This window comes from Pseudaeromonas pectinilytica (assembly GCF_054780855.1).
On record NZ_BAAGVN010000345.1, the window covers coordinates 24,099 to 35,778 of the forward strand.

9 protein-coding genes and 6 tRNA genes are annotated in these 11,680 nt (G+C 59.0%); 4 read left to right on the forward strand and 11 right to left on the reverse strand.

Annotation, left to right across the window (positions count from 1 at the left end; genetic code table 11):
- Positions 1-39 precede the first annotated feature (39 nt).
- The gene (locus ACYVG7_RS16730; protein WP_460884228.1) at positions 40-2,523 is read right to left on the reverse strand and encodes an ABC transporter permease; all 2,484 of its coding nucleotides are present in this window, start codon (positions 2,521-2,523) and stop codon (positions 40-42) included.
- Entirely contained in the window at positions 2,520-3,230 is a 711-nt protein-coding gene (locus ACYVG7_RS16735; RefSeq protein ID WP_460884229.1) for an ABC transporter ATP-binding protein, read from the reverse strand. The genes ACYVG7_RS16730 and ACYVG7_RS16735 overlap by 4 nt, the downstream gene beginning before the upstream one ends.
- Between ACYVG7_RS16735 and ACYVG7_RS16740 the strand changes: the two genes are divergently transcribed.
- The 3 genes from ACYVG7_RS16740 (at position 3,229) to ACYVG7_RS16750 (ending at position 6,172) form a co-directional block, all read left to right on the forward strand.
- Positions 3,229-3,834, forward strand: a complete 606-nt coding sequence (locus ACYVG7_RS16740) for an arylesterase (RefSeq protein ID WP_460884230.1) — start codon at positions 3,229-3,231, stop codon at positions 3,832-3,834. The genes ACYVG7_RS16735 and ACYVG7_RS16740 overlap by 2 nt on opposite strands.
- A 158-nt stretch (positions 3,835-3,992) precedes the next feature.
- The gene (locus ACYVG7_RS16745) at positions 3,993-4,682 is read left to right on the forward strand and encodes a response regulator (RefSeq protein WP_460884238.1); all 690 of its coding nucleotides are present in this window, start codon (positions 3,993-3,995) and stop codon (positions 4,680-4,682) included.
- Positions 4,682-6,172 carry a HAMP domain-containing sensor histidine kinase gene (locus ACYVG7_RS16750; RefSeq protein WP_460884231.1) on the forward strand — a complete coding sequence of 497 codons (1,491 nt, stop codon included), beginning with the start codon at positions 4,682-4,684 and terminating at the stop codon, positions 6,170-6,172. Before ACYVG7_RS16745 ends, ACYVG7_RS16750 begins: the two co-directional genes overlap by 1 nt.
- Positions 6,173-6,284: 112 nt before the next feature.
- Here the strand turns inward: ACYVG7_RS16750 and ACYVG7_RS16755 are convergent.
- From ACYVG7_RS16755 to ACYVG7_RS16785, 7 genes are all read right to left on the reverse strand, one after another.
- Positions 6,285-6,360: transfer RNA gene (locus tag ACYVG7_RS16755), tRNA-Ala, on the reverse strand.
- Positions 6,361-6,401: 41 nt separating this feature from the next.
- A tRNA-Ala gene (locus tag ACYVG7_RS16760) sits at positions 6,402-6,477 on the reverse strand.
- A gap of 56 nt (positions 6,478-6,533) precedes the next feature.
- Positions 6,534-6,609, reverse strand: a tRNA-Ala gene (locus tag ACYVG7_RS16765).
- A 67-nt stretch (positions 6,610-6,676) separates the two neighbouring features.
- Positions 6,677-6,752 (reverse strand) — tRNA-Ala (locus ACYVG7_RS16770).
- Positions 6,753-7,022: 270 nt separating this feature from the next.
- Complete coding sequence (gene gltX, locus ACYVG7_RS16775; RefSeq protein WP_460884232.1) at positions 7,023-8,432, reverse strand: glutamate--tRNA ligase; 1,410 nt, start codon at positions 8,430-8,432, stop codon at positions 7,023-7,025.
- Between the two features lie 155 nt (positions 8,433-8,587).
- Positions 8,588-8,662 (reverse strand) — tRNA-Gly (locus ACYVG7_RS16780).
- A 12-nt stretch (positions 8,663-8,674) separates the two neighbouring features.
- Positions 8,675-8,748 (reverse strand) — tRNA-Gly (locus ACYVG7_RS16785).
- Positions 8,749-8,926: 178 nt separating this feature from the next.
- On the opposite strand from ACYVG7_RS16785, the gene ACYVG7_RS16790 reads away from it, so the two are divergent.
- A complete protein-coding gene (locus ACYVG7_RS16790; RefSeq protein ID WP_460884233.1) occupies positions 8,927-10,141 on the forward strand; it encodes a tyrosine-type recombinase/integrase in 1,215 nt (404 codons plus the stop codon).
- Positions 10,142-10,166: 25 nt separating this feature from the next.
- Here the strand turns inward: ACYVG7_RS16790 and ACYVG7_RS16795 are convergent, their stop codons facing one another.
- Together ACYVG7_RS16795 and ACYVG7_RS16800 are read right to left on the reverse strand one after the other, a co-directional pair.
- Positions 10,167-10,403, reverse strand: coding sequence for a hypothetical protein (locus ACYVG7_RS16795; RefSeq protein WP_460884234.1), 237 nt, complete (start codon positions 10,401-10,403; stop codon positions 10,167-10,169).
- Positions 10,390-11,424, reverse strand: coding sequence for a hypothetical protein (locus tag ACYVG7_RS16800; RefSeq protein ID WP_460884235.1), 1,035 nt, complete (start codon positions 11,422-11,424; stop codon positions 10,390-10,392). Before ACYVG7_RS16800 ends, ACYVG7_RS16795 begins: the two co-directional genes overlap by 14 nt.
- Between the last annotated feature and the right edge of the window lie 256 nt (positions 11,425-11,680).

The window sequence follows — 11,680 nt, forward strand, 5'->3', positions numbered from 1 at the left end:
GACGCCGGGTGACCTCACCACGAGACGGAGCGTGACGAGTTACCCCCCCTGCCGCAATCGGCTGGCGAGCACAGAACCCAGCAGGCGACGCATCGGCCCCTGGGCCGCCAGCATCACCAGAGCTGCACCCAGCAATGGCAGTCCCCACCACAACAGATAGTGCGGCTGCCAAGCCAATTCGCTCCATAACTGCTGCAGGGTCAGCATCACCAGCTCGGTTCCCAGCGCTGCCGAGACCCCCGCCAGCAAACCGGTGGCCAGCAGCTCCCAGCGCAGGGTCCGTTGCAGCAGGCGTTGACCCGCGCCCAGGGTCCGCATCAGCACCAGCTCCTGCCAACGGCGGGAAATTCCAGCCTGGACCTGGGTAAAGAGCACCAGCACGGCGGCCAACGCCACCAGTGAAAACATCAGCCCCAACGCGCGGCTGATCTGCTCCAGCACCCCTTGCAGACGCTGCATGATGCTATCGGTATCAATCAGGGTCAGAGCCGGATAACGGCGCACCAGCTCCACCTCCAGTTGTTGATCACCCGCCGGAACCCGCAGACTGGCCAGCCAGCTGGCGGGGTAATCCTGCAGCAGATCCGGCGAGAAGATCATGAAAAAGTTAGGCTGCATCTCCTCCCAGTTCACCTTGCGCAACGAACTGACTCGGGCCGAGATCTCCCGCCCCTCAATGTTAAATTGCAGCATGTCACCCAACTGGATACCCAGTCGTTCCGCCACCCCCTGCTCCACCGATACCTGCCCCAGCTCTCCGGCACGCCACCAGCTTCCGGCCACCAGCTCGTTGTGGAGTGGCGCCTGTTGCAACCAGGTCATGCTCAACTCCCGGTTCACGCCGGCTCGACCCGCATCCCCTTCCTCCTGGGCGACCGGCTCTCCAGCGATCTCGGTCAGTCGACCGCGGATCACCGGATAAAGATCGGAATGGGCAATGCCCTGCTGCTGCAACCACTGCTCGACGCCAGGTTTATCGGCCTGGGCAATATTCAGCACAAAGCGGTTGGGCAAATCCGCGCCCAACCGGCTATCAAAGCCACTTAAAATGGCGCTACGGCTGGCCCACAACACGCCAATCAACAGCAGCGCCAATGCGATGGCCGCCAACTGGGTCAAACTCTGCCAGCGCTCGCGGCGCAGATGGGCCAGCGCCAGCGCCAATCCAGTGCCACGTCGGGCGCGGGGCAGAACCAGCAAGAGTCCGTATGCCAGACCACCCTGGATCAACAGCAGCGCCACCATCCCCAGCAGCAGCCCCAGGCTCAGGCGTGCATCCGAGGTGAAGAGCCAGCCCAATAACAGGGTGCCGGAGAAGATCAGGGGCAGAGCCAACCATCCGGGAACCTGTCCCTGCACATCCTGCCGCAGCACCCGCTGCGGCGGTGTGGCTAACAGCCGCCAGAAGGGGACAAAGGATAACAGCAAGGTGATAAACAGGCTGACCAGTAACCCCAGAGCAAATGGCACCCAGGAGGGGGGAGGCATTTCTGGCGGCAGCAGAGAGCCGAGCAGTTGCAAGAAGCCTAAATGCAGCAGATAACCCAAGCCTCCGCCCAGCACAAAGGCCACCCCGGTCAGTAACCCCAATAACGAGAGCATCCAGACCCAGAGCTGACGCCGACTGGCGCCAAGCGTCTTCAGCAGTGCCATGTTATCCGCCTGACGCCGGGTAAAGTGGTTCATGGCAATCTGCATCGCCAGCGCCCCCAGCAGCAGACCGATCAGCGAGGCCAGACGAAAGAAGCGTTCGCTGCGTTGCAACGGGCCACCGCTAAGTTGGGTATCGGTTCCCGGCTGCAGCAGACGTTGTTCGACCAGCAACGAAGGCTTGAGTCGCGTCACCGCCTCCGCAATCACCGCCTGCTCCCCCTTGAACAGATAACGGTATTGGATGCGACTGCCTGGCAGGATCACCTGGGCCGGGGCCACATCCTGGATATGCATCAGCGCGCGCGGCGCCAGCAGGAAGGGCGAGAAATTCTCGTCCGGCTCCTGATGCAGCTCTCCGGCCACCCGCAATTGGATATTGCCCAATTCCACCGTCGCTCCCACCTTGGCCTGCAGCAACGCCATCAGTCGGGCGGATAACCAGATCTCCCCCGGTTTGACCTTCCCCTGAGGATGCAACTGCAGGTTTCCATAGAAGGGATAGCCATCACCCACCGCCTTGATGCTCGCCAGCTGCATACTGTCGCCGACAAACAACATGGAGGAAAAACTCACCGTCTGACTCATCACCAGACCAGCAGGCAAGCTCTTGAGCTGGGAATCAGGCACGACACGACTGCTCTGCAAGACCAGATCCGCCGCCAGAAACTCCCGACTGCCCAGACCCAGGGCCTGCTGCAGTCGATCGGCCACCAGACTGACACACAGCACGCACGCCACCGCCAACGCCAGCGCCAGCACAAAGCCACGCAGGATACCGTGTCGCCCCTCCTGCCAGACCAGTCGTCGCGCCAAAGGCCAGAGCCCGACAGCCGGTCGCGGAAGGCGCTTCATACCGGAACTGGCGCTCATGCCAAGACTCCTGTACGGATGTGGGAGGTCTCGTTGACCTGGAGCTTGCCGCTATCCAGATGCAAGCGGCGGGCGCAGCGCAATGCGAGCTGTTCATCATGGGTGACAATCACCAGGCTGGTACCATGGTCACGGTTGAGACGAAACAGCAGATCGGCAATCTTGTCACCGGTATGCCGATCCAGATTACCGGTCGGCTCATCGGCCAGCAGCAACGAGGGCTGGCCAATAAAGGCGCGGGCAATCGCCACCCGTTGTTGCTCACCACCGGATAACTGTGCCGGATGATGATGGATGCGATCCGCCAGACCCACCTCGCGGAGCAAGAGCTCCGCCTTGACTCTGGCATCGGGCAGACCGCGGATCTCGGCGGGTAACATCACATTTTCCAACGCACTCAACCCGGGTAACAACAAGAAGGATTGGAAGATGAAACCAATGTGCTCGGCTCGCAACTGGGCTCGCCCCTCTTCATCCAACTGCCCCAAGGCCACACCGGCAACCTCGATCTCGCCCTCGCTCGCCAGATCCAGCCCCGCGAGCAAACCCAGCAAGGTCGATTTACCGGAGCCGGAAGCACCGACCAGCGCCACTGTCTCTCCCGGCTTGACTTCCAGATTTATCCCCTCAAGTATGGTCAGCGTCTCCGACCCTAACGTGACCCTTTGTGTCACCTCGCGTACCACTATCATCGAAGGTTCTGCCATGCTCCGGATCCTCTGTTCATTGTTCGCCTTGTTGGCCTATTCGAGCCATGCTACCACCCTGCTCGTCTATGGCGACAGCCTCAGTGCGGGTTATCAGTTACCCACCGAAAAAAGCTGGCCTGCCCTGCTCGGCCAGGAGTGGAAAAGCCAAGGTCTGGAACTGCAGATCGTCAATGCCAGCGTCAGTGGTGAGACGACGCAAGGGGGACTGGCCCGACTGGATCAAGCCCTACGCACTCACGCTCCAGACTGGGTACTGCTGGAGCTGGGCGCCAACGATGGTCTACGGGGGTTACCGCCCCGCCTGACTCGGCAGAATTTGGAGCAGATGCTGCAACGCATCCAGCAACAGGGGGCTCGCGTCCTGCTGACCCAGATCCGCATTCCCCCCAACTATGGCGCCCGTTACATCCGTCAGTTTGAAACCATCTTTCCGGAGCTGGCCCAGCAATACCAGATCCCGCTGATCCCCTTCTTTATGGAAACCATCATTACCGATCCCGCTCTGTTGCTGGCGGATGGCCTGCATCCGAATGCCCGCGGCCAGGAAAAAATTCGCGATCAGCTGGCACCGATCCTGACCCCGTTGCTGACGGCCCCCTAGATCCCGGCAGCGCGCCCTGGCGAGTGTAAAATCAGGTAAAGTCCGGCGATTTTTTGTGCCGGCGCTTGTCCAAGCAAGACCATTTCGTATCATGGGCCGCCCTTGACCCATGACGGAAGAGTGGTTTATTTCCTGCCTATCGCCTGTGGAGAGCAATGATGATTCGGGTTTTACTGGTCGATGATGATGAAGAATTATGTGCCCTGCAGCATGACTACCTGAGTGGAGAAGGTTTTGCCGTCACCGTGTGCCACGATGGCCGCAGCGGCTTGCAGGCCGCACGCTCCGGTGAGTTCGATATATTGCTGCTGGATCAGATGTTACCGCAGCTCAATGGTGCAGACCTGTTGCGTCAGCTACGCCAGCACAGCAGCTTGCCGGTGTTGATGATCACCGCCCGTGGCGATGATGTGGATCGGATCCTGGGATTGGAAACCGGGGCCGATGATTATGTGGCTAAACCCTGCACCCCGCGGGAATTAGTCGCTCGGATCCGTGCCATCCTGCGCCGTAGTGCGCCGGAAAAGGTCGACTCCGCAGATGGTGAATATCAGCTGGGTAAGCTCCAGCTTTCCTCGCGGCGACGCCAGGCCTTCTGGCAGGATCAACTGCTCGACCTGACCAGCACAGAATTCAACCTGCTGGCCTCCCTGTGTCAGCATGTCGGCATGGTGTTGAGCAAGAATAAGCTCTCCGAACAGATCCTCGGTCGGCAACTGACCCGGTATGACCGCAGCCTGGATGTGCATATCAGCAACCTGCGACAAAAATTGGGCCTGCTGCAAGATGGCCGTAGCCCAATCCAGACGGTACGAGGCGTCGGTTACCAGTTGCTGGATGATCGCTGATGAACCTGTTCTGGAAGATCTGGCTCGGTTTCTGGCTCTCCCTGCTGCTGATGGCGCTGGGTGCCGTGACCATGGTACGGCTATATGACGAAGCACGATTGCAGAATCCGGATCAGGTAGCAGATAACAAGCGAATCGGGTTCATCATCGATGGGACAGTGCGGGCTCTGCAGGAGGGCGGCATTCCGCAGCTGAAAAAAATAATCAGCATACTCCAGATACCAAATGAGAGTCGTGAACCACCCTCGGCCTCCGCAGAGCGCGCACCTGGCTCCCCGCCCGCGCATGGGGATGCCGCACCACCCCGCCCCGACGGTGGAGGCCAACCGTTGCTGCCACCCGAGCCTGACGCACCGAACAAACCTCGACACCCGGTGCCACTGGTGGTCAACGCCCAGGGTCAGGATCTATTGGGACGCACAGTGCCACTACAGGCCTGGCATCAGGCACTCGCCATGACTCATCAGTCATCATCAGCACCGGATTTTCGCGGCCCGGTACGCCAGGTGCGACTCCCCGATGGCCAGCAAGTCATTGTGTTCATGCTCAATCGCATGCTGCCGCCGGAAGGCAACTTGCTATTCGGTATTTTTGAAACCCCTTTACTACTACCACTCAGTGCGCTGCTGGCGAGTCTGATTTTTAGCGGCTTGCTGGCCCGTTATCTGGTGCGTCCGATCCGCATCCTGCGCGATGGCTTGCGGCAGATCGCCTCCGGCCAGTTCGATGTGACCATGCGACGCCAGATGGGCAATCGTCGGGATGAGTTGGGGGAACTGGGACAGGATGCCGACAAGATGGCCCAGCAACTCAAACAACTGCTCAGCACCCAGCGCCGCCTGTTGCACGACATCTCCCACGATCTGCGCTCACCGCTGGCCCGGTTGCAAGTTGCCATCGGCCTGGTGCGCCAGAGCCCGGAACGTCTGCCGGAGATGCTGGAGCGACTGGAGCACGAAACCATGCGGCTGGATGGCATGATCGGTGAGGTGCTGACGCTGGCACGCCTGGAATCGGGGGTCCCGCAGTCCCAGGATGATTACCTGGATCTGGTCGCCCTGCTGCAAAGCCTGGTCGAGGATGCCCGCTTCGAGAACGATAGCCACCTCATTACCCTGCATATCGCCACAGCCGAGGAGTGCGTCTTGGCTTGTCGGGGAGAGCTATTGTGGCGCGCCTTTGACAACCTGCTACGCAATGCCTTACAGCACACGCCTGCCGGAGCCATGGTGATGGTTGGTCTCGATGAAGAGGCCGATTGGTACCGTATCACGGTGCAGGATACCGGCCCCGGGATCCCGCCGGAGTTGATGGCGGAGGTATTCGAGCCTTTCCACCATGCCGGGGATACTCGCGGCCATGGCCTGGGGCTGGCCATCGCCAAGCGAGCCATCGAAGCCCATCGCGGTACCATTGAGGCGGAGAATGTTGCCGAGGGGGGCTTGCGGCTGACCGTACGCTTACCTCGTCAGCCCCGTACAGAAACATAACGATGACTAATGCCGGATATAGCCCAACCGGTAGTCCAGACTGATCTTCGAACTTCAGAGCCGGATCCCGGATAACAAAAAGCCCGTCACGAAGACGGGCTTTTTGTTGATTTGGTGGAGCTACGCGGGATCGAACCGCGGACCTCTTGCATGCCATGCAAGCGCTCTCCCAGCTGAGCTATAACCCCAAATCAGAGGTTTCAACCGTCGATGACAGCTGACTGGAAAGTGGTGGAGCTACGCGGGATCGAACCGCGGACCTCTTGCATGCCATGCAAGCGCTCTCCCAGCTGAGCTATAACCCCACAAAGGTTTTCTGTCGAACGACACCATCAAGATGTCACTCGCCGGGAATATGTAGTGGTGGAGCTACGCGGGATCGAACCGCGGACCTCTTGCATGCCATGCAAGCGCTCTCCCAGCTGAGCTATAACCCCACTACAGGGCGCAGATTAACGTGCTGCACACGCATCTCGATTCAACTATTTGACGCTTCGGGAAATTTGGTGGAGCTACGCGGGATCGAACCGCGGACCTCTTGCATGCCATGCAAGCGCTCTCCCAGCTGAGCTATAACCCCACATCTACCCGTCTATCGAATCGCGATGACGCATCCGGCCTGGCTGGTTTCCGGACGGCTTTTCAAGTGTCTCCACTCGACAAGCGAGGCGCATATTAGGCAGCGGACCGAAATGTGTCAACAAAAAAATGAGCCCGGGCGCACAGGCGGCGAACAACTGCACAACTCGGTCGCCATCCGGGAAGAGCAACATCGGAGGAGGATGACACGAGCCGATAAAAAACCCCGGACTCAGGCCGGGGTTTGTCATCAACAGGCTGAAAAGTCAGCTTATTCAGCTTGGCTGGCTAACTGGGCAATCACCCGATCCAGACGTGCCAGCACCCGCTCGCGACCCACCAGTTGCATCACGGCATCGATGGACGGCGATTGTCCCAGACCGGTGACGGCAACGCGCAGCGGCATCCCGACCTTGCCCATGCCCAGACCCAACTCATCGGCGGTGCTCTGGATCACATGATGCAACGGCTCGACTTCCCACTCGGTCAAGGCGGCCAGCTTGTCACGGATCACCATCAGGGGCTCGCGGGCTGCTGCCTTGAGATGCTTCTTGGCAGCCGCTTCATCAATGGCTTCGTACTCTTCGAAGAAGTAGCGGCTCTGCCCCGCCAGTTCAACCAGAGTATGGCAGCGCTCGGCCAGCAGGGTCACCACGCTGCTCAGGGCTGGCCCCTGGCTATAGTCGATCTTCTGATCCGCCATATGCCATTCCAGATGTTTGGCGACATACACAGGATCCAGGGTGCGGATGTAGTGGTTATTCAGCCACTTGAGCTTGTCGGTATTGAAGGCAGAGGCCGACTTGCTGATGGCATCCAGACTGAAGAGTTCAATCATCTCGGCCAGGGTGAAGATCTCCTGATCACCATGGGACCAGCCCAGGCGCACCAGATAGTTGAGCAGCGCCTCGGGCAGATACCCATCATCACGGTACTGCATCACGCTCACGGCGCCATGACGTTTGGAGAGCTTGGTGCCGTCATCGCCCAGAATCATCGACACATGGGCAAACTCCGGAACCGGAGCACCCAAGGCCTTGTAGATGTTGATCTGGCGCGGCGTGTTATTGACATGATCTTCACCCCGCACCACATGGGTGATTTCCATGTCCCAGTCGTCGATGACCACGCAGAAGTTGTAGGTCGGTGCGCCATCGGTCCGACGAATGATCAGATCATCCAGCTCGCTGTTGGCAAACTCGATATGACCGCGGACATGGTCATCAAAGCTCACCACACCCTCTTGCGGGTTGCGGAAGCGGATCACGCACGGTTCATCATCGGCATGGTGGTCATGGCTGTCACGGCAACGGCCGTCATAACGCGGCTTCTCGCCGGCAGCCATCTGGCCTTCACGCAGGGTATCCAGACGCTCGCGAGAGCAGTAGCACTTGTAGGCGCGACCATCGGCCAGCATCTCGTCGATGACGGCGTTATAGCGGTCAAAACGCTTGGTCTGGTAGTAAGGACCCTCTTCCCAGTTCAGCCCCAACCAGTTCATGCCTTCGATGATGGCGTCGATCGCTTCCTGAGTAGAACGCTCCAGATCCGTATCTTCGATACGCAGGACAAATTCACCCTGCTGATGACGGGCAAACAGCCAGGAGTAGAGAGCGGTACGGGCGCCGCCCACGTGCAGGAAGCCGGTCGGGCTGGGGGCAAAACGGGTTTTGACTTTCATGCTTGATGCCTTGTCTGTGATGATGCCCGCAATCAGGGGCCAAACGAAATGACCGCCATTCTAGCATCGTGATCCAGACGATGGAAACGGCGACGCCTCAACGGGTAGTTGATGGCCATACAGAGCAATATCGGGGATGTAACAGAGAGGAAACTTGGAGCGGGCAGCGGGAATCGAACCCGCGTCATCAGCTTGGAAGGCTGAGGTAATAGCCATTATACGATGCCCGCATAGCATCAACTTGGAGCGGGTGATGGGAATCGAACCCACGCTATTAGCTTGGGAAGCTAAAGTTCTACCATTGAACTACACCCGCGTATTTTGCGAGGCGCAGATTAACGCGGATTGCGGAAGCCTTCAACCCCTAACACCTTTTTATTACTGATCTTTTTCCTGATCGTGTACCGTTAGTTCAGAAGATGAGCGAAGGCTGGCGAAAGCTCCAGCAGCCGCCAATTAGCCACAGGCTAGCCACAGAAATAGAGGTTTTCCCGATGTCATCCATAACCGTCACCGCCAAGTGGCTCGATGCCCAGCTCGGTAAGCCGAGAGAGTCGCGCACTGAGGTTACCGATCGGAGCGGGCTTGGGGTGCGCATCACACTGGCGGGAAAAGTAATTTTTCAGATGCGCTATAGCTGGGGTGGCAAGCAGCACAAGATGGATCTGGGTTCATACCCAGCCACCAGCATCAAAGTGGCAAAGGATGAGATGTTGCGCTGGAAGGCTGTGCTGGCCCGGGGAGATGATCCGCTTACCGTTCGGCGCCTAGAGTTTGGCGCCAAGCTCGGGGCTGTGACGAATGAGCAGGTCATCAGGGAATGGTTCGACAGATATCTGAGCAAACGCCGCAAGCGCGTCGAACCCATCGTCAAACGGTTCGAGCGGCATGTGTTCCCAGCAATCGGTGATCTGCCCGCTGAGCAGACTGAGCGGCGGCACTGGCTCAAGATATTTGATGGCTTGGTGGATGATGGCAAGATGGGGATTGCAGACAAGCTTCTGGCCGATGCAAAACAGGCGCTGGCTTTCGGGCAGAACCGGCAGACCATTACAAACAACCCTATATACACTCTCACTCTGCGCGACCTCGGAGTGCTGCGGTCACAGGGGGATAGAGTGTTATCCACCAGAGAATTGGCTGTCATCTGGGGGCGACTGCACGAAAGCCAAATCAGTAGGAAAAACCAGTTACTGATCCTGCTGCTGATGTTGTTTGGCTGCAGAACTGTAGAGTTGCGCTTGTCCAGACCAGAGCATTTTGATTTTGAGGCTGGCATCTGGACAGTTCCTGCTGATCTCACGAAGAACCTGAAGCGCCCTATCCGCCGACCATTGATTCAGGTGGCTATCGATCTACTACAGGAAGCCATGGCATTGAGCGCTGGCGAGTTCGTATTCAACACGCCCACTGGCGGTGTCATGACGGAACAAGCGCCGACCAGGCTGCCGCCGCGATTAATCAGGCGATTCGACATGCAGCCATGGTCAATGCATGACCTGCGAAGAACGGCGAGAACCAATTTCTCAACCCTGACACAACCACACATTGCGGAAAAAATGCTAGGCCACAAGTTGGGTGGTGTGTGGGAGGTATACGACAAACACGATTATCTGGATGAGCAGCGCCAGGCCTATGAGGCATGGCTGATCCGGTTGACCGCTTTCGCAGCCGGAGGGAATGTGGTGCCGTTCGAGCGCACTGCATAGAGTGGGCCATGTTTGGCCCACAACATTAAATCTCGACTCTCGAGAATGGCAGGTTGGGAAGTGTGGCGGTGATGGCCCCATCGGTAACCATCACCTGACTGCCTGCGGCGGCACTGGTGCCGGTGACGTTGATCCGGGTTCCGCTACTCAGCTCGACGTAGCTGGTACCGCGTATCTCATCGACTGATATCACCTCGGCCCGATAGCGAACTGTTTGCTGCAGGATGGCCTGCATCCGCTTCCATGGATTAGTTGTCGCCAAGGTGCACCTCCAGACTCACGTTCTGCCAGACGCTGGCCACGCCGTTGGGATTGATGGCGTTCTCCAGCACCAGCCCTCGGGATACGGCGCCGTCTTCACGCAGGACCTTGACCAGTTGCCCGGGCACCAGCAGCCCCGGGGATTGCCCGGGCGGCATCAGCGGGAGCTGGCCGGTCATCAAGACAATCGAGCCAGACTCGGCCAACTCGTTCCGGCCGCGTTCTGAGTTGACGGCTACCGACTGAGCCAGCGGATCCGATACATCCGCAGCGCTGACGCTGCCAGCCGTCCCAGCCCGGACCACCTCAGTGACTACACCATGGGTAGTCCCGGCAATCAGCACCCGCTCCAACTGTGGGCTATGCTGGGCCTCATTGGTTTCTGTCGGGATCATCGCCTCCGGGATCAAGTGCGACCACGCCGAATCCGGCGCCGTATCCCAGTTCCAGGGGCTCACGCGATAGCGCGGCGTGACGATGAGCTTATCCTCGGTCATATGGGGCGTAACCACGGCACCGGCTGCAGCTGCAATATCGGCAATGATGGTCATCGGCGGTACCGAGATCCAGCTGGCCGAACCAGCCTCCAGGGTCCACTCTGGCGTCTGAACCCACTCCGCAGGGTTTGGCCGCTCGAGAGTGAATCCAAGCGGCGATAACAACTGCTCCACCAGTTGCCAGGCGCCAATGCTGGCCCCCAGGGTGACGGTCGTTGTGCCGACCATTTCTGAGGCCAGAAAGTAGGAGCGGCTATAGGCCGTGAAGCTGTATTGCTCATCCGCCAAGCTGCTGATCTTCTTGAATGACTTGACGGCAAACAACCAGGTCCACCCGTTGATGGTCACCTCCAGGTGCTTGGGCCCGTTGGTGTCGGCACTCAAAAAGTTAACGGCAGTCTTGCCGAGCAGGGTGCCGGTGAACTCCCAGGCATAATTTTCAATCAGCTGCTTGATGCTCATAGCGCTGGGGCTGATAGCTACCCGCTCAGTTCCATTGATAGCGAAACATGCGATGGTATTCATGATGTGGTATGGCGCCTCTGCAGGGTCAATGGGTGGATCGAGTTGGCCTATCTCGCCGCCGGAGTCATCACCCCAGCTTGGGTATCCGCCGTGGGAGTACCAGGCTCCGGCTCCCCATCGGCCACGTCCTACGCCGTCACGCTCGGACAACTGGCCCAGCAGTGCGGTGTGCGGGCTTAACCATCCCCTCGTATGAGCGAGGCGTGGCGCGGCTTCTGAGGTATGATCGCCATCCTTGACCAGCTAATACCCGACA

Bases quoted from the DNA above. Each gene is read 5' to 3' on its own strand.
- ACYVG7_RS16730 (WP_460884228.1), bottom strand. From the start codon at position 2,523: ATGAGCGCCAGTTCCGGTATGAAGCGCCTTCCGCGACCGGCTGTCGGG.
- ACYVG7_RS16740 (WP_460884230.1), top strand. From the start codon at position 3,229: ATGCTCCGGATCCTCTGTTCATTGTTCGCCTTGTTGGCCTATTCGAGC.
- ACYVG7_RS16735 (WP_460884229.1), bottom strand. From the start codon at position 3,230: ATGGCAGAACCTTCGATGATAGTGGTACGCGAGGTGACACAAAGGGTC.
- ACYVG7_RS16745 (WP_460884238.1), top strand. From the start codon at position 3,993: ATGATTCGGGTTTTACTGGTCGATGATGATGAAGAATTATGTGCCCTG.
- ACYVG7_RS16750 (WP_460884231.1), top strand. From the start codon at position 4,682: ATGAACCTGTTCTGGAAGATCTGGCTCGGTTTCTGGCTCTCCCTGCTG.
- gltX (WP_460884232.1), bottom strand. From the start codon at position 8,432: ATGAAAGTCAAAACCCGTTTTGCCCCCAGCCCGACCGGCTTCCTGCAC.
- ACYVG7_RS16790 (WP_460884233.1), top strand. From the start codon at position 8,927: ATGTCATCCATAACCGTCACCGCCAAGTGGCTCGATGCCCAGCTCGGT.
- ACYVG7_RS16800 (WP_460884235.1), bottom strand. From the start codon at position 11,424: ATGAATACCATCGCATGTTTCGCTATCAATGGAACTGAGCGGGTAGCT.